The organism is Oceanisphaera sp. W20_SRM_FM3 (assembly GCF_052119705.1).
GTDB lineage: Bacteria > Pseudomonadota > Gammaproteobacteria > Enterobacterales > Aeromonadaceae > Oceanimonas.
The window spans coordinates 18,964-38,495 of sequence record NZ_JBGQOP010000005.1 but is presented as its reverse complement, the minus strand read 5'-3'; the positions used below and the strand labels follow the sequence as shown (position 1 = coordinate 38,495).

18 protein-coding genes are annotated in these 19,532 nt (G+C 50.3%); 6 read left to right on the top strand and 12 right to left on the bottom strand.

What is annotated here, in order from left to right; translation table 11 throughout:
* Nucleotides 1–3: 3 nt before the first annotated feature.
* The 5 genes from ACEN2G_RS04245 to typA form a co-directional block, all read right to left on the bottom strand.
* Nucleotides 4–894, bottom strand: coding sequence for a bifunctional GNAT family N-acetyltransferase/hotdog fold thioesterase (locus ACEN2G_RS04245; protein WP_442020224.1), 891 nt, complete (start codon nt 892–894; stop codon nt 4–6).
* Nucleotides 895–1,014: 120 nt separating this feature from the next.
* Nucleotides 1,015–1,482 (bottom strand): D-aminoacyl-tRNA deacylase, encoded by a 468-nt coding sequence (gene dtd, locus ACEN2G_RS04240; protein WP_442020223.1) that lies wholly within the window; start codon nt 1,480–1,482, stop codon nt 1,015–1,017.
* Complete coding sequence (gene pip / locus ACEN2G_RS04235; protein WP_442020222.1) at nt 1,479–2,438, bottom strand: prolyl aminopeptidase; 960 nt, start codon at nt 2,436–2,438, stop codon at nt 1,479–1,481. The genes dtd and pip overlap by 4 nt, the downstream gene beginning before the upstream one ends.
* A complete protein-coding gene (locus ACEN2G_RS04230; RefSeq protein ID WP_442020221.1) occupies nt 2,438–3,340 on the bottom strand; it encodes a virulence factor BrkB family protein in 903 nt (300 codons plus the stop codon). Before ACEN2G_RS04230 ends, pip begins: the two co-directional genes overlap by 1 nt.
* 410 nt (nt 3,341–3,750) lie before the next feature.
* On the bottom strand, nt 3,751–5,580 hold the full coding sequence (gene typA, locus ACEN2G_RS04225) for a translational GTPase TypA (RefSeq protein ID WP_442020220.1): 1,830 nt from the start codon (nt 5,578–5,580) through the stop codon (nt 3,751–3,753).
* A gap of 386 nt (nt 5,581–5,966) precedes the next feature.
* Between typA and glnA the strand changes: the two genes are divergently transcribed.
* A complete protein-coding gene (glnA, locus tag ACEN2G_RS04220; protein WP_442020219.1) occupies nt 5,967–7,394 on the top strand; it encodes a glutamate--ammonia ligase in 1,428 nt (475 codons plus the stop codon).
* Between the two features lie 426 nt (nt 7,395–7,820).
* Here the strand turns inward: glnA and ACEN2G_RS04215 are convergent, their stop codons facing one another.
* The 3 genes from ACEN2G_RS04215 to slyA form a co-directional block, all read right to left on the bottom strand.
* Nucleotides 7,821–8,837 carry a DUF2955 domain-containing protein gene (locus ACEN2G_RS04215; protein ID WP_442020218.1) on the bottom strand — a complete coding sequence of 339 codons (1,017 nt, stop codon included), beginning with the start codon at nt 8,835–8,837 and terminating at the stop codon, nt 7,821–7,823.
* Nucleotides 8,838–9,023: 186 nt separating this feature from the next.
* Nucleotides 9,024–10,073, bottom strand: a complete 1,050-nt coding sequence (locus ACEN2G_RS04210; RefSeq protein WP_442020217.1) for an HlyD family secretion protein — start codon at nt 10,071–10,073, stop codon at nt 9,024–9,026.
* 17 nt (nt 10,074–10,090) lie between these two features.
* Nucleotides 10,091–10,522 carry a transcriptional regulator SlyA gene (slyA, locus tag ACEN2G_RS04205; protein WP_442020216.1) on the bottom strand — a complete coding sequence of 144 codons (432 nt, stop codon included), beginning with the start codon at nt 10,520–10,522 and terminating at the stop codon, nt 10,091–10,093.
* 195 nt (nt 10,523–10,717) lie between these two features.
* Here slyA and glnL point away from each other — a divergent pair, with 195 nt between their 5' ends.
* The 3 genes from glnL to add all read left to right on the top strand — a co-directional run bounded on the left by glnL (nt 10,718) and on the right by add (nt 14,432).
* A complete protein-coding gene (gene glnL / locus ACEN2G_RS04200; RefSeq protein WP_442020215.1) occupies nt 10,718–11,836 on the top strand; it encodes a nitrogen regulation protein NR(II) in 1,119 nt (372 codons plus the stop codon).
* Nucleotides 11,837–11,868: 32 nt separating this feature from the next.
* The gene (gene glnG / locus ACEN2G_RS04195; protein WP_442020214.1) at nt 11,869–13,323 is read left to right on the top strand and encodes a nitrogen regulation protein NR(I); all 1,455 of its coding nucleotides are present in this window, start codon (nt 11,869–11,871) and stop codon (nt 13,321–13,323) included.
* 98 nt (nt 13,324–13,421) lie between these two features.
* On the top strand, nt 13,422–14,432 hold the full coding sequence (add, locus tag ACEN2G_RS04190; RefSeq protein WP_442020213.1) for an adenosine deaminase: 1,011 nt from the start codon (nt 13,422–13,424) through the stop codon (nt 14,430–14,432).
* Between the two features lie 100 nt (nt 14,433–14,532).
* Here the strand turns inward: add and hemN are convergent, their stop codons facing one another.
* The 4 genes from hemN to ACEN2G_RS04170 form a co-directional block, all read right to left on the bottom strand.
* Nucleotides 14,533–15,903, bottom strand: coding sequence for an oxygen-independent coproporphyrinogen III oxidase (gene hemN / locus ACEN2G_RS04185; protein WP_442020212.1), 1,371 nt, complete (start codon nt 15,901–15,903; stop codon nt 14,533–14,535).
* Nucleotides 15,904–15,917: 14 nt separating this feature from the next.
* Nucleotides 15,918–16,376: a DUF2489 domain-containing protein gene (locus ACEN2G_RS04180; protein WP_442020211.1), complete on the bottom strand. Its 459-nt coding sequence runs from the start codon at nt 16,374–16,376 to the stop codon at nt 15,918–15,920.
* Nucleotides 16,373–17,011: a Der GTPase-activating protein YihI gene (gene yihI / locus ACEN2G_RS04175; RefSeq protein ID WP_442020210.1), complete on the bottom strand. Its 639-nt coding sequence runs from the start codon at nt 17,009–17,011 to the stop codon at nt 16,373–16,375. The genes ACEN2G_RS04180 and yihI overlap by 4 nt, the downstream gene beginning before the upstream one ends.
* A 345-nt stretch (nt 17,012–17,356) precedes the next feature.
* A complete protein-coding gene (locus tag ACEN2G_RS04170) occupies nt 17,357–17,974 on the bottom strand; it encodes a c-type cytochrome (protein ID WP_442020209.1) in 618 nt (205 codons plus the stop codon).
* Nucleotides 17,975–18,117: 143 nt separating this feature from the next.
* On the opposite strand from ACEN2G_RS04170, the gene yihA reads away from it, so the two are divergent.
* Entirely contained in the window at nt 18,118–18,792 is a 675-nt protein-coding gene (yihA, locus tag ACEN2G_RS04165; RefSeq protein ID WP_442020208.1) for a ribosome biogenesis GTP-binding protein YihA/YsxC, read from the top strand.
* Entirely contained in the window at nt 18,792–19,475 is a 684-nt protein-coding gene (locus ACEN2G_RS04160; protein ID WP_442020207.1) for a pseudouridine synthase, read from the top strand. The genes yihA and ACEN2G_RS04160 overlap by 1 nt, the downstream gene beginning before the upstream one ends.
* Nucleotides 19,476–19,532: the final 57 nt, after the last annotated feature.

Genomic DNA, 19,532 nt, shown 5'->3' with positions numbered 1-19,532 from the left:
GCGCTAGTGCGGCAAAATCACATAGCGGCCGTGAAACGTCGCGGCGGCTTGTTCGCCGCTATATAAGGTAACCGTCAGCGCCACACTGACGCGTTCGCCGCTTTGCAGTGGCAATAATTGCTCGCGCAGTCGGCCCCGCACTTCAGCTGTGGGTTCGTTCCATACTGGCTTATGGTATTTAATGTCGCCGCTGCCCTGCACTATGTCGCCGGTTAGACCAAACTCCTGCATTTGTAACCAGATCAAGCCCCAGCCGGTGAGTACGCATTGGCTATAAATACTGCCGGCAAACATAGAATCATGCAGGTTAAGATTGGCGGTCAGATTCGCCTTGGTCTTAAACCGACTGCCGGTATATTGGATAATTTTAATGCCCATCTTTTCGGTGATCGGGATGCGTTTGTGCCACTCGCGTTGCAAAGCATCACACAACTCGGGGCAATGGCGAATTTGATGAATAGAGGTTAGGGCCTTGATCATCTGCCGATGAGGAATTTTGCCAAAACTAATGGGGCCTTCGCCGACGACGGTAAAGCCGCAGCGACTGTAAAACGACACCGCCTCTTCACGGGCATTCATCACCAAGCGCCGCACGCCTTGCTGGCGAGCCACCTGCTCTAACGCCTGTACCATACGCGTACCTAAGCCATGGTCGCGGTTATCTGCATCCACCGCCATAAAGCGAATTTGCGCCTCGTCGCCACTTACATACAGGCGGCCCACGGCCACTAATTTGCCTTGGCTATCGACCATCATTCTGTGGTGGGCATATTCATCAAATTCGTCGCGCTCTGAGCCTCTAGGCTGTTGCCAGGGCTTGCGCAATAATTGCCAACGCAGCTGATAATACGCCTCGAGTTCCGCTTCCGTTTGCGGGGTGACCACATGATACATGGTCTGCTCCTATATTTATGAATGTGGGTATGCGCTTAAATCCAAGCTGGCTGGCCAAATCTAGCCCAGCATAAGCCCTAAGCGAAAGATAAAAACGCTAAGAATTCAGATCGATAAAAATTACGCCTGCAACCAAAAGGTGACGGGCCCATCGTTGACCAAGCTCACTTGCATGTTGGCGGCAAAGCGGCCGGTTTCAGTATTCATGCCTTGTGCACGCGCGGCTTGCACAAAATACTGATACCAGTGTTCGGCGTCTTGATGGCTGGCACCGTTAGAAAAGCTGGGTCTAAGGCCGGTATTAGTATCTGCCGCCAAGGTGAACTGCGACACCACCAACAAGCTGCCGCCAATTTGCTGCACGTTCAAATTCATCTTGTCGTCGGCGTCACTAAATACCCGGTAGGCTAAGACTTTGCGCACTAGTTTGTCGGCCTTGGCTTGGTCGTCACCTTTTTCGATGCCAAGCAACACCAACAGGCCTGGGCCTATGGCGCCTACCGTTTCATGTTCCGCCGCTTCATGTTCCACAGCTTCATTCGCAACCGTAACGGCCGCCGAACTCACTCGCTGAATAAGCGCTATCATACTTTCGCCAACTCCCTTGCCATCTGATCCGTGGCTTTAATAAGGGCGTCTATATTACTCGGTTCAAAGGCCGAATGTCCTGATCCAGATACGATTTGCAGATTTAACTCAGGCCAATGGTGCGCTAATTCAAAGGCGGCAGCTGGCTTACAAATCACATCATAGCGACCGTGGATTAATACCGCAGGCAAACCGCGTAATTTCTCCACTTGGCGAATAATGTGGTTTTCTTCGATAAAGCACTGATTGATAAAATAATGACTTTCAATGCGCGCCAGCGCCAAGGCATCGCGAGCTTGGCCGTAATACTCTAGCGCGTCTGAGCGAGGTAAAAGCGTAGAAATACGCCCTTCCCAAATCGCCCACGCCCGCGCCGCATTAAGACGGGCGAGCTCATTGCTACCGGTGAGCAGCCGATAATAGTGGCTGAGTAAGTGGCGAGTTTCACCCTCTAGGGGGCTAAGAAAATCTTGATAATAATCGGCAAAAACTTGTGCCGCGCCACCATCGGGCTGATACAGCCAATCCAAGTCTTGCTGGCGACCTAAAAACAGCCCTCGCAACACTAGTCCTAACACTCGCTCGCTGTGCTCTATGGCATAACACAGCGCTAAGGTAGCGCCCCAAGAGCCACCAAACACCAACCAAGACTCCACCCCTAAGGCAACACGGATCTGTTCCATATCGGCGATCAGTGCCTGGGTATTGTTATCGGCTAATTCTGCATGAGGCTCAGACCGACCGGCGCCTCGCTGATCAAACAAAATAATGCGATAGCACTCGGGATCAAAAAATCGTCTGTGTTCGCTACTGGTGCCCGCTCCCGGCCCACCGTGCACCAGTAGCACGGGAATACCTAACGGATTGCCGCTCTCTTCCACATGCAAGGTATGGCGCTCTGACACCGCGAGTCTTTGCTCTTGATAGGGCGTTATGCTTGGATACAAGGTGCGCATTAATCCTCCTGTGCCGCTGCGGCTTCTGAGTTTACGTCTTTAAAACGCTTACCTAATAATCGCTCAAATTCGCCTAACCCGGCGGTAATTTCGGCACCCAACAAGGCCACCATCCAGCTTAAATAGACCCAGACAAAAATAATGGGAATAGTGGCGAGCGTGCCATAAATCGCTTCGTAAGACGGGAACTGCACTATGTAAAACGCAAAGGCTCGCTTGGCAATTTCAAACAGCACACCCGCCACTATGGCGCCACAGATGGCATAGGAAAAACGCACTCGTACGTTCGGCACCACCATGTAAAACACCACAAACAGCGTGGTCGATAGAATAAACGGCAGCATAGATAACAGGTGCGATCCTATACCTAGTAAGTCGTTATTAAACAGTTTTATGGTCGTAATATACGAGGTCAGCACTAAGCTGGCGCCAGCCAAAATAGGGCCTAAGGTCAGTATCATCCAGTAAGTAGCAAACGCCACGGAAGCGCGGCGTTTGTCACTCACCCGCCAGATGTAATTGAAGTTTTGATCGATAGCCGAAATCAGTAAGATGGCAGTAACAGCCAAGGCGGCCACACCGATAGCCGTCGTTTTAGAGGCGTTATCGACAAAGTCTTGGATTTTTTCTTGCACTATGTCGCCGGCGGCAGGCACGAAGTTGGTAAACACGAACTGCTGAATGACTTCTCGTAACTCGGAAAACATAGGAAAGGCCGACATCATGGCAAACACCACTGCCAGCATGGGCACTAAAGACAACAAAGTAATATAGGCTAAATAGCCGGCCGTGACGGGGAGGCGATCATGTTGAATACGCTGCAACATGAAGCGACCAAACTCCAGTCCATGATCGCGAATAAAGTGCAACCGATGCCGGATTTGCGCGATAACTTGACTCATAAGGTCCTCAATTCTTCCGTAAATGTTTCTTATTGTGGCAAATTAAACATCATGAGTGCCAGCCGGATATGTGTTTATGTGAATAGACCGCGGTACGCCGTACGCTTTACGTTGTTCGTAACACCCTATTCTATCTACTGCGCAGCACCTGCAGCTAACGCGCAGGGCTACAGAACTTAGTGTTTTTTGTATTTAAGCCGCCTTCCTGATGAAAATCAGGATCTCGTTTTTGGCCTGAAGCTTCAGTGCGAGATACGGTCGCAAGTTCGGTAAGACTGCAAAGGGCGGTGCTTGTCTTTAACTTACGGCGTTCAACGTATGGCGTACCGCTGCCCTTCGGGCATAAAAAAGGGCGCCCTTAAGGCGCCCTTTACGTTAGCTGAACCAGTTTAACTTAAAACAAGTCGAAATTAATCGCGACCAGAACGCTTACGCTCGTTTTCAGTCAAACCGCGCTTACGAATACGTAAGAAGTTTGGCGTCACTTCAACCAGCTCGTCATCACCGATGAATTCCAGAGACTGCTCAAGGGTCATCTTGATAGGCGTAACCAGCGTCAGCGCTTCATCGGTACCAGAAGCACGTACGTTGGTCAGCTGCTTACCCTTAATGCAGTTAACAGTCAGGTCGTTAGCACGGCTGTGAATACCGATTACCATGCCTTCGTACACTTCGGTAGCGTGGTCGATAAACAAACGGCCACGTTCCTGAATGTTAAACAATGAGTAGGCAGATGCCTTGCCGGTCGCGTTAGAAATCAATACGCCGTTAGTACGAGCACCAATGGTGCCGCCTTTGTGCGGGCCGTAATGATCGAAGCTGTGGTTCATCAAACCAGAACCTGAGGTCAGGGTCATAAATTCGGTTTGGAAACCGATCAAACCACGGGCTGGAATAGTAAAGTCGATACGCACGCGACCCTTACCGTCTGGCACCATGTCGGTCATTTCAGCTTTACGCTCGCCCAGCTTCTCCATTACGGAGCCTTGGCTACCTTCTTCGATATCAACGGTCAGGTTTTCGAACGGTTCCATTTTGACGCCGTTCTCTGTTTTCAAGATAACTTCTGGGCGAGATACTGCCAATTCGAAGCCTTCACGACGCATGTTTTCGATCAAGATGCCTAAGTGCAGCTCACCACGACCAGATACGCGGAACTTATCTGGATCTGAACCTTGCTCAACGCGAAGTGCTACGTTGTGTACCAGCTCAGAGTTCAAACGCTCCATGATGTTACGTGAAGTCACGTACTTACCATCTTTACCAGCAAACGGTGAGTTGTTTACTTGGAAAGTCATGGTTACGGTCGGCTCATCTACAGACAATGGCGGCAGCGCTTCAACGGCGCCCACAGCACATACGGTGTCAGAGATTTTCAGCTCACCCAAGCCGGTAATGGCGATGATGTCACCGGCAGTACCTTCACTCGCTTCGGTGCGTGCAAGGCCCAAATAGCCCATTACCAAGCCGATTTTACCATTACGCGTCTTGCCATCGGCACCAATAACGGTGACCTGCTGGTTAGGTTTAACGGTACCGCGCTTGATACGACCGATGCCGATAACGCCTACATAAGAGGAGTAATCGATTTGCGAGATTTGCATCTGCAGGGTGCCGTCTTGGTTCGCATCAGGAACCGGGACTTGGTCAACAACAGTTTGGAACAGCGTGGTCATGTCTGGCTCTGGCGCGTCCACGTCTAAGGAAGCCCAACCGTTGATACCAGAAGCATAAATTACTTGGAAATCCAGCTGATCGTCGGTCGCACCTAAGTTATCGAACAAGTCGAAAATTTGGTCCAGTACCCAGTCAGGACGAGCGCCTGGCTTATCAACTTTGTTGATGATAACGATAGGCTTCAGGCCTTGAGCAAAGGCTTTTTGAGTTACAAAGCGCGTTTGCGGCATTGGGCCTTCTTGGGCATCAACCAACAACAATACGGAATCAACCATAGACAGTACGCGCTCTACTTCACCACCGAAGTCGGCGTGTCCTGGAGTGTCTACTATGTTGATGCGGTATTCTTGATTGTCGGTAGGAGAAGTCCAACGAATAGCGGTGTTCTTGGCAAGAATAGTAATGCCGCGCTCCCGCTCTATGTCGTTGGAGTCCATGACTCGGTCTTCTGCTTCGCCGCGGCTCTCTAGGGTTCCAGATTGCTGCAACAGCTTGTCTACCAGAGTAGTCTTACCATGGTCAACGTGAGCTATGATTGCGATATTACGTAAATTTTCTAACATTCCTGCCTCAAAATACCGAAGTGGGTAAAAAATGGTCTGTCATTTTACTCGGCAACAGCTGATCTACCTAGAAGTATTGAAAATTACTCTAAGCTCGCTTTCCAAGTGACGCCGAATACACCATGATGGGAGTGCGCCTTAGCACAGTGTAGTGCACTAAAAAGATCCACCATGCACCCGTTTGGTGCATAAAATCACATTAGGTTGCTCCCAAAAATGGGTAAACAACATAATGTTATGGGTTTGACAATGTGGCACACATTTCGCTTGTTCTGATTATGCACTCAATTGTGCCACTAAGTTTCATTTATAGCTGGCAACGGATGAATGAGTCGGTTCAACTCACCATCACATCATAAGATGATTATTTTTGGAGATCGAAATCCATGTCAATCGACAAGACTGCGTCAATAGACAACGTAATGGACATGATAAAGGAACACGATGTTAAATTCATCGATTTACGCTTTACCGACATCAAGGGTAAGGAACAGCATATCAGCTTTCCAGTCGGTCAGGTAAACGACGACTTCTTTGAAGAAGGAAAAATGTTCGATGGTTCCTCTATGGCTGCATGGAAAACCATTCATGAGTCAGACATGTTATTAATGCCCGACCCTAGCACTGCGGTCTTAGATCCTTTTACCGACGATTCCACACTTATTATCCGTTGTGACGTGCTTGAACCCGGCACTATGCTCGGCTACGACCGTGATCCGCGCTCTATTGCGCGCCGCGCCGAAGAATACCTCACAGCGACTGGCATTGCCGATACGGTATTAATTGGCCCAGAGCCAGAGTTCTTCTTATTCGACGACGTGCGTTTTCACACCGATATGTCTGGCAGCTTCTTCAAGGTTGACGACGTTGAAGCCAAATGGAATTCAGGCACAGAATACGAGGGCGGCAATAAAGGGCATCGTCCTGGCGTGAAAGGCGGCTACTTCCCAGTGTCTCCTATCGACTCGTCTCAAGATATTCGCTCTGCCATGTGCTTAGTAATGCAAGAAATGGGCTTAGTGGTTGAAGCCCACCACCATGAAGTGGCCACCGCCGGTCAGAACGAGATTGCCTGTAAGTTTAACAGCCTGACGCTGAAAGCCGATGAGATCCAAATCTACAAATACGTAGTGCACAACGTGGCCCATGCCTTTAATAAAACGGCCACCTTTATGCCTAAGCCACTTGTAGGTGATAACGGCTCTGGTATGCACGTACATCAGTCATTGGCCAAAAACGGCGTCAACCTGTTTGCCGGCGACTTATACGGCGGTCTTTCAGAAATGGCCTTGTTCTATATCGGCGGCATCATTAAACATGCTCGTGCGCTAAACGCCATTACCAACCCCTCCACTAACTCCTATAAGCGTTTGGTACCCGGCTTTGAAGCCCCAGTAATGCTGGCTTATTCGGCCCGTAACCGCTCGGCGTCCATTCGTATTCCTTTGGTGAACTCGCCAAAAGCGCGCCGCATCGAGACACGTTTCCCGGATCCGGCAGCCAATCCTTATCTGTGCTTTTCTGCACTGTTAATGGCGGGCTTAGACGGCATTCAAAACAAGATCCATCCGGGCGATGCCATGGATAAAGACTTGTATGACTTACCACCAGAGGAAGCGGCTGAAATTCCAACCGTGGCAACGTCATTGGACAATGCGTTGGATTGCCTAAATGCAGACCGTGAGTTCTTAACTCGTGGCGGCGTGTTCAGTGATGAATTTTTGGATGCCTTTGTTAAACTGAAGCGCGCCGAAGCTCAGACCGTGAACATGGCTGTGCATCCGCTGGAATATGATCTTTACTATTCAGTTTAAGAAGCTAGAAATTAAAGAGCAACTGAGCACAAAAACAAACCCCGAGCCAAAAGCTCGGGGTTTTTTATTGAGTGCTCGTCATCAAGGGAACCAACTTATGTCCCGCTAAGTAAAAATGAGCATTTTCAGGTCAAGGAGCAGAGCCACTGACAAAAGCTATTCTCGCCACGGAAGAACACGGAACGCACGGACACAGTTCACAAGCGACAAGAACCTAAGGGCTTATTTATAGTAAGGACTCCCCTCGTCCAGGCTGGGTGTTTGGCTCTTACCCCTTAATAGTTTTATCTAGGCTTTGGCTTTTTCAAATCTGATCACTATTTTTCCGTGTTCTTCCGTGCGTTTCGTGGCAAAAAATCTTTAATCCCGTCTCTCTTGCGCGCTCTTTGTTTAGCTAGGCGCTTGGTGCTCGGTGTTATATTTTTATCAACCCACAATCTCATACCTAGTCGAGGGAAACAGATTCAAGATTTTATGCACCAAATACACGCAACATAGGGTGACCAAGATGGCGAGGGTCATAGAACCCATGCGATAAAAGGCGCTATACACCAAGTCTTGATCTGCCGAGATATATTGCCCGAACAAGATGCCGGTGGTGGTGAGCGCGGCAAAGCCGATACCGGATACGCCTTCTTTTACATGCCAGCGCATAAATATCATGGCGCACAGCCAAAACGACAGGCTGAGCAACACCAGATTATGGTAATGGCTGTATAAAAATAGCTGGGTGGAAAGACCTAAGGCGCACCCTAATAAACAGCCGATGCAGCGCTGACGGCCTGACTCCACGGCCCCCATAAAACTCATCGGGAATAACACCAAGACGGTGGCCACTTGCGCCGACAGTGAGTCCACTAAGTCTGCGGTTTGAAATACCGTAAAGCTTAAGGTCGCCACTATGGCACCCAGCAAGGCCTGATGGCGGATCACGTTATTGCTCTTTACCGGTGCTGCGCGCGCAACGGGTGGCTCTTTATTAGGCAAAAAAGTATAGGCGATATAGGCCATGGCCACCGACAATACCGAGGCGGTAATATTCATGACCGCCATGTCGGTGAGGTTAAAGTGCGCATAGCTGGAAAAGTGCAGCATGATACTTAAGCTTACACAGCCGGACGCGCCAAACAGCAGCATAGGCCCCTTAGCCATCAGCAAAAATAAGCCCAAAAACAGACAAAACACCACAATAGTAAAGGCCGGTGGCCAGTTATGCAGCAGGCTGGGCAAAATCATGATCTCAAGCGAAGTCAGTACCGAGGAGCCAATAAACTGCAAGGCGATAAAGCGGTTTAAGACGGGCATCATGCCCAGCAGCAACATAGGGTAAACGGTAAAAAATACGCCAAAGTTTAAATTCAGTACCTTAGTCAGCAATAAGCCGGCGGCACTGGCGAAGGCAACACGCAAACAAATGCGTAACTTGTCTTGGGTCAATTCCATAACTGGTCCTGAGTTAGCTCCATAGCTGGCTCTCCGCCCGGCACTTAAGTTTTGCGCAGCAAAACCGGCGCGCTCAAAGCGGCCTCTACACAATCTGTGTGCTGGTTTTAGTTTTGGTTTTGGTTTTGGTTTTGGTTTTTGATGCTCACGCTTAGCCCTTGTTTAATACAAGTAGTGCAACTATGCCTAATAAAGGTAGCGCAGCACGCTGACCACACGGATCTGCATCGCCGCCAACGCATGCAGTATGAAGTTATCAACCGGATACAGCTGTACCGTGGCTTTGGCACCGGTCGCCAATTCGGGCCAAGCTTGGTCCAGTTCAATATTGGCGCGCAGCCGCTGGGCATCACGCACCCAACGATCCGAACTCACGGTTTGTGCCAACAAGCCATCTGCCGACTCTTGGCCTTCGCGCACTCCGCTTTCGATGCTAGTGACCTGGCCTTTAAATACTTGGCCGGGCAGCGCATCAAACACCACGTCAACGGCCGTGCCGGTTTTAACATGACGCAGGCTTTTTTCGCGTAAATCCGCACTCACCCAGCCTTGCTCTGAGATCAATGCCATCAAAGGCTGGCCGGCATTCGCATGCTGCCCTTGGCGTAACTGCAAGTTACCGATGCGACCCGCAGTTTCTGCCTGCACTTGAGTACGCGTTAAGTTTAACTTAGCCTGCTCCAGCGCCACTGCGGCCTGCTGCACCATGATGCTGGCCACGTTTTGCCCCTGCTTTACCTCTTGCAGTCGGGCGCGAGACACGGCGCTGGCTTCACGGGCTAGGCTCACTTTGGTATTAACCTGCTCCAGTTGCTGCTTAGACACATGGCCCAGCTTAAATAGTCGGGCAATTCGCGCCGCTTCTCGACCTTGCTCAGTGGCTTGCAGCTCACTTTGATGCAGCTCGGCTTCTAGCTCCGCCAGACCTGAATGAGATTTTATTTGTTCGGATTTCGCTTGAGCGAGCGTTAATTCAGCGCGCTGTACCGCTAAGGCAAAATCTTTATCATCTAAGGTAAACAACACCTGACCCGGCTTCACCTCTTGATTATTCACCACCTTAACTTGGTCTACTTGGCCGGATAGCCGCGCCGATACTGGAATAACGTAGCGCTGAACTCGAGATTCCGTGGTCATGGGCAGGTAGTTATCGGCAATCACAAAATAGCCAAACAGCACAAAAAAGGCGGTTAATGCGATTTTTACCCAACGACTAAAGCTTTGCTCTGGTGTCATTTGTACCTCAATGTAAATTAACCTTTATGGCCCGTTAGTCGCTGTAGGTTATCAGCAATATGCTCCGCCAAGCGGGTAAACTCGGCGACCTCGTGCTCGGTTAAACCGGCTAATACTTGGGAGCGAGTAGCGTCTAACACCTTATCCATTTCCTTCATGATATCGCCGACGTGCTCGGTTAAATGCACAGTTTTACCGCGTCTATCATTCTCACAAGGTCGACGTTCCACCATGCCTAATTGTTCTAACCCATCTAGGGTGCGCACTAAAGACGGACTTTCCACCCCCACTAAGCGCGCCAGCTGGTGCTGTAACAGGCCATCTTCATATTTTAGATGACTCAAAGTGAGCCATCGACTTTGAGTAAGCGCTAAGGGTTTTAATCTTTCATCATTTACCGCGCGCCACTGGCGCACTAAGCAAGAAAGCGTCATGCCTAATGTCTTCATTCGCACCTCCAAATTAGTTAGCATGCTAATTATATTCTTGCTATCTATATCGAACAAACTTTTTCTTGGCTTTTTTATCGTGACTAAAAATACGCCTTTTGCCCATAGCACGACGACAGCAGTAGAAAATGTGCTTAGAATAGCGCACCAATCTGGTGCAATTATCTAACCGGCTCGCGAGCGAAAAAATACCTTATGCCTCACTTCTTTGCATCGTCTACTTCAGTACCGCTTCCACTAGAGACCCAAGCTATCTTGGATAACTTACTCACAGGAGTGTTAGTGGTGGATGCCGAACTGCTGGTTCATTTTGTCAATACTGCCGCCAAGCAATTGTTGTCGCTCAGCCCTCGACGTTTACAAAATGGCGCTCTGCATCTGCATGATGCCGATCTCGCCTTATATATCTCACTGGATTTAGCACGTATTCGTCACTGTATTAGCACTGAGCAAAGTTTTACCGACAGTGAAGTGCAGCTCGCCATCAAGGGTCAAGTGCACTGGGTAGAAGTGAGCGTGACGCCGTTAGCCGGCGATCCGGGCTTGGCCTTAGTCGAAGTGCATTTGGTGGATCAGCAAAAAAAAATTAGCCAAGAATTGCAGCAGCGCACCCAACAGCAAGTGGCGCGCGATCTGGTGCGCGGCTTGGCTCATGAGATTAAAAATCCACTGGGTGGCCTACGCGGTGCGGCTCAATTATTGGAGCGAGAGCTAGAACAAGACCACGCTGATCTTAAGGAATTTACCCAGTTAATTATTGCCCAAGCGGATCGACTCTCTAACTTGGTCGACCGTTTATTAGGCCCACAACGACTGGGCATGCGCCAAACAGATAATGTGCACTCAGTATTAGAGCGGGTACGCCAACTCGTGGCCCTCGAATTACCACCGCAAATAATGCTCGCGCGCGACTATGACCCCAGCATTCCCGAATTTGAGATGGATGCGGAGCAAATAGAGCAGGCGCTGCTCAATATAGTGCGCAACGCCGCACAGGCGCTAACCGAAGATACACGGGAGCTCAGCGACGAGCCGGCACGCATAGTGCTAAAAACTCGTATCGCGCACCAAGTATTGTTACAAGGGAAACTCTATCGCCAGACCGCCGAGATCCGCATTATTGACAACGGCCCGGGTATTCTGGAATTACTACGCGAGACCTTATTTTATCCTATGGTGACGGGACGCCAAGGCGGCACTGGCCTAGGACTATCGCTGGCTCAAGATATTATTCAGCAACATAATGGCCGCATCGAAACCTTGAGCCACCCCGGACACACAGAATTTATTATTTACCTGCCCCTGCGGCACTAATTTAGATCCTTATTGAACTAGGAACTGAGCTCATGACGGAACAAGTCTGGATACTGGATGACGACAGCGCCATTCGCTGGGTATTGGAGCGAGCCATGGCCACGGCCGGTTTAAGCTGCAAAAGTTTTAGTGATGGCCACAACTTATTGGCAGCACTCGAACAAGCCCTACTCGTACAAGATGCACCGCAAGTGGTGATATCAGATATTCGCATGCCGGGTTTAGATGGTTTAGCTGTGTTAACGCGTATTAACCAGCAAGCGCCTAATCTGCCGGTGATTATTATGACCGCCCATTCGGATCTCGACAGCGCGGTGCAGGCTTACCAACAGGGCGCCTTTGAATACTTACCCAAGCCCTTTGACATCGATCAGGCGATTAGCCTAGCCCATAAAGCCATCGCCCAAGCTCAAGCCCAGCCAGCGCCCGCTTTTAACTCGGCCCCGCAGTCAGCAAAAAGCGTGACGCCGCAAATAATCGGCGAAGCTCCGGCTATGCAGGCGGTGTTTCGCGCCATTGGCCGCCTAGCTCGCTCCTCAATTGCGGTACTGATCAATGGTCAAAGCGGCACGGGTAAAGAGCTGGTAGCCAAGGCGTTACATAAACACAGCCCACGAGCCAACCGGCCTTTTATCGCCTTAAACATGGCGGCCATTCCGAGAGATTTAATTGAGTCAGAGTTATTTGGTCATGAGAAAGGCGCCTTTACTGGCGCTAACAGTGTGCGCCAAGGGCGTTTCGAGCAAGCCCATGGCGGCACCTTATTTCTCGATGAAATTGGCGACATGCCGCTAGAGGTGCAAACCCGCTTATTAAGAGTACTGGCCGACGGTCAGTTTTATCGGGTCGGTGGCCAAGCCGCGCTAAAAGTCGATGTGCGCATTATCGCCGCCACCCATCAAGACCTAGAGCTAAAGGTGGCGGCGAATCATTTTCGTGAAGACCTATTCCATCGCCTCAATGTGATCCGCATCTTGATGCCGGCACTTAAGGAGCGCGCGCAAGATATTCCGCAGTTAGCCCAGCATTTTCTCACCCAAGCGGCGAGTGAGCTAAACGTAGAGGTAAAGAGTTTACATCCCAGCACAGTCGCGTACCTGCAAACCCTACCTTGGCCGGGTAATGTGCGCCAATTAGAAAATCTCTGCCGCTGGTTGACTGTGATGGCATCGGCGCAACAAGTACTACTTGGCGATCTGCCCGAAGAGTTACAGGCCGTACCCCCTACTTTATTGTCACCCAGTACTCCCGCAACCGCATCACAGGGGCAAGTGCAAGATTGGCGTTTACACTTACAACGTTGGGCCGAGCAAGAATTTAGCCAAGGTCGCGAGGCGCTGTTAACCGATGTATTGCCTGAGGTAGAGCAGCTGTTGATCGAATGTGCACTCAAACATAGCCAAGGCCATAAACAAGACGCCGCCAGATTATTGGGCTGGGGCCGCAACACGCTAACGCGAAAATTGAATGTGAAGGATGAAGAGTGAAGCGAAAGGCGTGAGGCGCTAAACACCGAGTTTACAGATCTTGGCGCTGCGCCTCACTCCTCACCATTCACGCCTCATCTGTTTAAGGAGTTGCCGTTATGATTGACCACAGCTTGCCGTTACTGGACTTACATCGCCACTTAGACGGCAACGTGCGCCCCGCCACCATCTTAGAGCTGGGTCGGCAATTTAATATGGCGCTGCCTGCCACTAGCGTGGCGGGGCTGCGACCTCATGTGCAGGTGCAAGATAATGCACCAGACTTATTGTCTTTTCTGGCCAAATTGGATTGGGGGGTTAAGGTATTAGGTAATTACGATGCCTGTCGGCGGCTGGCTTATGAAAATGTCGAAGACTTGAATCTGGCCGGTATTCATTATGCTGAGCTGCGCTTTAGCCCCGCTTATATGGCCATGCATCACGAGCTAGACCCACAAGGCGTAGTGGAAGCCGTGCTCGATGGCGTGGCGGCGGGCAGCCGCGATTTTGGCATACCGGTGAATTTAATCGGCATTATGAGCCGTACCTTTGGCCAAGGTGCTTGTGAACAAGAGCTGGCGGCCTGCTTGGCTCATAAAGACAGATTAGTGGCCATAGACTTAGCCGGCGATGAGTTGGGTTTTCCGGGAGCGCTATTTGTCGAGCACTTTAAAAAAGTGCGCGATGCAGGCCTGCGCATTACCGTGCATGCGGGCGAAGCCGCCGACAGTCAGAGTATTTGGCAGGCCATTAACGACTTAGGTGCCGAGCGCATCGGCCACGGCGTCAACGCCATTACCGACCAAGCGTTGCTGCATTACTTAGCCGAGCATAAGATTGGCATAGAATCCTGCCTCACCTCTAATCTGCAAACCAGTACCGTCTCTGATTTAAGCGACCACCCCATTCATGCCTTCTTGGCCCACAATATTAGAGTTTGTTTGAATACCGACGATCCTGCGGTGCAAGGCATAGAGCTGCGCCACGAATACGGCAAAGCCGCAAAAGCCGCCGGCTTAACTCCCGCACACCTTCGCCGCTGCCAAGAAAATGCGCTAGCAATGGCGTTTATCAGTAACGAGCAAAGAGCTAAATTAGCGCCCAGCGCCCCGCACCAAGCGCCGAGCTAAAAGCAAAACCGGTTGGCTGAAACGGCCTACCAAACAAAAACACCGAGTTTTGGGCTCGGTGTTTTTGTTTAAGCTTGGTGCTGGGCGCTCGGCGCTGCTCTTAAATCACTCTTGAAAACTGACGCATACGGGTTTCGCGGCGTAAGTGCACGTCAAAGCACATACAGATATTGCGGATCAGCAGCTCGCCTTTTAGCGTCACCTTAATGTGCGTATCGCTGATGGTAACCAGTTCATCGTCAATAAAGGTTTGTAGCAGCTTAAGGTCCTCACTGAAGTAATCGGCAAAGCTAATCTGATACTCGGCTTCGAGTGGCGCAAATTCCAGCTCGAAGTTACAAATCAGCGTTTTAATTAAGTCGCGGCGTAAACAATCATCTTCATTTAAGGCGTAACCCACTGTTTGCGCATGGCCTAAGCTGTCTAGCTGAGCGTAATACTCTTTTAAATCTTTGTGATTTTGTGAGTAAGCATCACCTAGCATACTGATTGCCGACACGCCTAAGCCCAATAAATCGCACTCGCCTTGGGTGGTGTAGCCTTGGAAATTACGATGCAATTTACCCTCACGCTGGGCAATGGCGAGGCTGTCATCCGGCAGCGCGAAATGGTCCATACCGATAAACTGATAGCCTTGCTCGGTTAAGAAGTTAATGCTTTGCTCCAGCATCAACAGCTTATTGGCCGGACTCGGCATATCGGCGGTGTTAAGTTTACGCTGGGCGGCAAAACGGCTCGGCAGGTGCGCATAATTAAAGACCGACAAACGGGCAGGCTTTAGCGCCACGATTTCTTTTAAGGTGTGCTGAAAACTTTCCGGCGTCTGCAGTGGCAGGCCGTAAATTAAATCGAGGTTGGTAGAGCTAAAACCTAACTCGGCGGCGCGCAACACGAGTGCCTTAATAAAGTCGTTATCTTGGTCCCGGTTGACCATTTGCTGCACCGCTTTATTAAAGTCTTGTACGCCTAAGCTAATACGATTAAAACCCACGTCTTTGAGTACGTCTAATAGGCTCAGCTCAATTTTACGCGGATCTATCTCGAGACTGTATTCGCCTTGCTCGGCAAAGTTAAAGTGCTCGCGCAACAGGCTATTCAAACGGCGAATTTGCGGCTCTGTTAAAAATGTCGGTGTGCCGCCGCCCCAATGTAACTGAGTGACGGTACGCCCAGCAAACTGCGGCGCTAAGCGTTTTATTTCTAGCTCTAGGTAATCAAGATAAGGATCGGCTTTGCTCTGATGGCGCGTAATGACTTTATTGCAGCCACAGTAATAACAGAGCTTATGGCAAAACGGGATATGCACATAAAGCGACAAAGGGCGCTCAGGATAACTCGCGGCGGCGACTGCTAACTCTGGCATACCAAAGTCTTCGCTAAACTCCATCGCCGTTGGATACGAGGTATAACGCGGACCAGAATAATTATATTTCTCGATCAGCGCCTGATCCCACTCTATTTGTGCTGTCATAAACTCTCCCCGGCTTAAGCGCCGGGCAGTGTTAACCCCGCAAGCGCTTTTGCCTCTATTTTAATTTGTGCTGCAAGCTCTAATTCAAAGCCGGCGCGTTGTACATCTAAACGCATGATTTCATTGCGCTTTAATTCTTGACGAGCCTGATGGGTCGGCATGTCTTTTACTTTTTCGTACAGCGTATACAAAGCCGGATAGTCACTACCGAAGTCTCTTGGCTCGCTAAATTGCAACGCATTCAACAGGTTGGTTAAGCGAATCGCGCCTTCTGATTCGTTGCACTGCTCTTGGCTAACGGCCAGCGCTATGGTGCGAATGCTTTCTAGAATACGCTCGTTGCGTGCGCTCACCGCTTGGGCTTGGTGCAGGCGTTGTAACTTCACCTGTGCCAGTAACTTACCCGCGTAAATGGCCAAGGCCAAGATGATAAGGCCGCCCACTAGGGCGGCAATTAACCAAGCTGGGATCATGACTTATGTTCCTTATCCTCATATTGCGCAGGATCAAACTCTGCATCCATAAAGCGGGTCCATAAGTCATCGCCTTCGTTCGACTCTTCATCTTCGTCGTCCAGCAAGCCCAATTGCTCAAGCAATTGTTGGTGACGAGCCAGTCTTTTGTCCAACCAGCTGGCATCGGCTTTGCTAAGCTTTTTGCCTGCATCCACTTGATCCAACAAACCATTTAAACGGTCGTCGTTCTCAAGTTGTTCTAACTCTTGCTCAGGCGTTAACTCTGGCAGCGCTTCGTCGTCTACTACTTCAATTTTGGCTATCTTAGCTTGCTCAGCGGCAACCTTATTCGCAGCTTTGTTCGCGGCCTTAGCCGCTTTTTTAGCGGCGGCGGCTTGCAGTTGCTCTGCGGTCGGCTCGTTAGTCACACCTAAGGCCACCGGCTTTTTAGAACCATGTCGTGGATCTTTTGGCGCTTGCTGTTCGTTGGCCTGCGCTTTTAGTTCGGGTACGTTTTGGCGGGAACCGGCTGCCAACCCTTTACGTCCTGCCTTACGCTGGCGCTCTTTAGCCTGCGCTGGCGTTTCCCGGCTGTCTTTGCGAGAAGAGCCAGCTGCTGGACCCTGGGTACGGGTTTTTTTAATGCGTGTCATATGGACTCCGGTGTATAAAATTATGTCGTCTTATGAGCTGGCTAAAGGCGAACTCAAAGGGATCTGGTGGTGAGTAACAGTGAGCCAAGCCGCCTTGATCACCTATCTGCTGGATTACCGCCTGCGTATACCAAGCCTACTCATATTCGGCGACGCTTGCCTCTGTCATTTGTCAGGATCGACAAAAATTAGGCCGCGACCCCGTTCACCTAACATAGCGCAACGGTATCTTGCCAAAATAAAGGCGATTCAGAATGAGAACAAAAGAGGCGGTTCAGGTAGTGCAACAGGGCAGGCATGGAGGAAACCAAGCAAACTGGGGGCATAAGCCCCCAAATATCATTATTAATGCAGACCAGCTACGTACTTAGACAAAACTTCTATGTCTTGATCGGTCAGCTTAGCGGCTATGCTGCGCATCATACCGTTGGGATCGTTATTACGCTCACCGGTGCGAAACAGATGTAACTGCTCAGCAATATACTTAGGATGCTGGCCAGTTAAACTAGGAAACTTAGCCGCTTCCAAGCCTTCGCCCCGTGGGCCATGACAAGCAACACAGGCAGTTACGCCGCGTTCAATATCACCACCTTGGTATAACGCGGCACCCTGTTTTACTACGTCTTCAGGGGTTGCGATAGGTGTAATGGCTTGGCTGGCGAAGTAAGCTGCTAAATCTGCCATATCTTGTTCAGATAAAGGCATGGCCATACCACCCATGATGGCGTTGGCACGACCTTCACCACCGGTAGCAGCAGCCTTATAGTTAGCTAATTGCTTAGCTAAATAAGAAGCGTGCTGACCCGCCAATTTAGGGTACATGTCGATTGGGCTGTTGCCATCAGGGCCATGACAAGCAGCACAGGTGGCTGACTTGGCTTTACCTGCTTCTACGTCGCCCTGAGCTTGGGCGACACCAACCACTCCGAGCATTAAGACTAGCGTGAAAACAATTTTTTTCATGACGTTGCGACTTCTCGTTGTTAGAGCTTCCAGATCACATACCGACAAGGGCATGTTACAATGCGATTCAAAAAACGACTCTATTCTACAATTAATTTGCAAGAAAGTAAGTAAAGCGGCATCAGAACCCAGAGGAATTCATATTGGATAACAAACAGATAAGTTTTAACAGCGCCCGCTTTATTACCAGTGCGCCTGATATTACACAAATGCCCGCCGATACCGGCGTAGAAATCGCCTTTGCAGGACGCTCTAATGCGGGCAAATCATCGGCCTTAAATACCATTACCCAACAGAAAAGTTTGGCGCGCATCAGTAAGACACCGGGACGTACTCAGCTGATTAACGTGTTTGAGCTTAGCCCAGGTAAACGTTTAATCGACTTGCCCGGTTACGGCTACGCCAAAGTACCGCAAGAAATGAAGCTAAAATGGCAGGCGGCCTTATCCGTTTATCTGCAAAAGCGCGATAGCCTCAAAGGCTTAGTGGTACTGATGGATATTCGCCACCCTCTAAAAGACATAGACACACAACTGCTGCAGTGGGCGAGTGAAAGTAACTTACCGGTACTGGCGCTGCTCACCAAGAGTGACAAGCTCAAACCCGGCCCGCGTAACTCCGAAGTATTACGCGTGCGTGAAGCGGTAAAAGCGTTTGGCGGCGACATTCGCGTCGAATCTTTTAGCTCACTGAAAGGCTTAGGCGTAGATAAAGCCAAAGAAGTACTCCACGCCTGGTTAAACGAAGATGCATTTGCAGAAGATAATGCCGATGCTAACCAAGGTGACACTCTCGCTAACCAAGGTGACAAGGCCTAATGCGTCTCGACCGATTCTTAGCGGAAGCCACGGGCCAGACCCGTACTGTGGTTAAAAAAGCCTTACACAGGGGCGAGGTCACCGTAGACGGTGAAATAGTAAAAAAAAGCGACCAACAAATTAATGGTCAAGCAGTGTGTTTAGAGGGTCGTTTACTCGGCGAGCCTAAGGCGCGGTATGTGTTATTACACAAACCCGCAGGCTTTATTAGTGCCACCCAAGATGATGCTCATCCTTGTGTGTTACAACTGCTGCCCCCCGAGCTATGCCGCGGCATTCAATGCGCCGGCCGCTTAGATGTAGACACTACCGGCGCCTTGTTGCTGACCGACGATGGCCAATGGTCCCATCGCTTGCGTGCGCCTAAGCATGCTTGCAAAAAAGTTTATCAGGTAGACTTAGCAGAGCCGTTAGCCATGGACGTGGCGACGCTGTTTGCCGAGGGCATTATGCTACACGGCGAAGATAAGCCCACCTTGCCTGCCCAGCTTGAGACTGTGACTGCCACTCGTGTGTTACTCACCATACAAGAAGGTAAGTATCATCAGGTGAAGCGTATGTTTGCCGCCGTCGGTAACTTTGTGGTGGCGTTGCACCGCCTGCAAGTCGCTGAGATAGTGCTGGGCGACTTACCCGAGGGTCAATGGCGCTACCTGACTGCCGAAGAAGTGGCGTCGATTTAGTTATGGGTGAGGCATGAGGTGTAAAAAGTGAGGTGCCTAACGCCTTTACTTATACCT

Excerpts from the sequence above, each read along its gene's own strand:
- ACEN2G_RS04245 (WP_442020224.1), bottom strand. The coding sequence starts at position 894 with ATGTATCATGTGGTCACCCCGCAAACGGAAGCGGAACTCGAGGCGTAT.
- dtd (WP_442020223.1), bottom strand. The coding sequence starts at position 1,482 with ATGATAGCGCTTATTCAGCGAGTGAGTTCGGCGGCCGTTACGGTTGCG.
- pip (WP_442020222.1), bottom strand. The coding sequence starts at position 2,438 with ATGCGCACCTTGTATCCAAGCATAACGCCCTATCAAGAGCAAAGACTC.
- ACEN2G_RS04230 (WP_442020221.1), bottom strand. The coding sequence starts at position 3,340 with ATGAGTCAAGTTATCGCGCAAATCCGGCATCGGTTGCACTTTATTCGC.
- typA (WP_442020220.1), bottom strand. The coding sequence starts at position 5,580 with ATGTTAGAAAATTTACGTAATATCGCAATCATAGCTCACGTTGACCAT.
- glnA (WP_442020219.1), top strand. The coding sequence starts at position 5,967 with ATGTCAATCGACAAGACTGCGTCAATAGACAACGTAATGGACATGATA.
- ACEN2G_RS04215 (WP_442020218.1), bottom strand. The coding sequence starts at position 8,837 with ATGGAATTGACCCAAGACAAGTTACGCATTTGTTTGCGTGTTGCCTTC.
- ACEN2G_RS04210 (WP_442020217.1), bottom strand. The coding sequence starts at position 10,073 with ATGACACCAGAGCAAAGCTTTAGTCGTTGGGTAAAAATCGCATTAACC.
- slyA (WP_442020216.1), bottom strand. The coding sequence starts at position 10,522 with ATGAAGACATTAGGCATGACGCTTTCTTGCTTAGTGCGCCAGTGGCGC.
- glnL (WP_442020215.1), top strand. The coding sequence starts at position 10,718 with ATGCCTCACTTCTTTGCATCGTCTACTTCAGTACCGCTTCCACTAGAG.
- glnG (WP_442020214.1), top strand. The coding sequence starts at position 11,869 with ATGACGGAACAAGTCTGGATACTGGATGACGACAGCGCCATTCGCTGG.
- add (WP_442020213.1), top strand. The coding sequence starts at position 13,422 with ATGATTGACCACAGCTTGCCGTTACTGGACTTACATCGCCACTTAGAC.
- hemN (WP_442020212.1), bottom strand. The coding sequence starts at position 15,903 with ATGACAGCACAAATAGAGTGGGATCAGGCGCTGATCGAGAAATATAAT.
- ACEN2G_RS04180 (WP_442020211.1), bottom strand. The coding sequence starts at position 16,376 with ATGATCCCAGCTTGGTTAATTGCCGCCCTAGTGGGCGGCCTTATCATC.
- yihI (WP_442020210.1), bottom strand. The coding sequence starts at position 17,011 with ATGACACGCATTAAAAAAACCCGTACCCAGGGTCCAGCAGCTGGCTCT.
- ACEN2G_RS04170 (WP_442020209.1), bottom strand. The coding sequence starts at position 17,974 with ATGAAAAAAATTGTTTTCACGCTAGTCTTAATGCTCGGAGTGGTTGGT.
- ACEN2G_RS04160 (WP_442020207.1), top strand. The coding sequence starts at position 18,792 with ATGCGTCTCGACCGATTCTTAGCGGAAGCCACGGGCCAGACCCGTACT.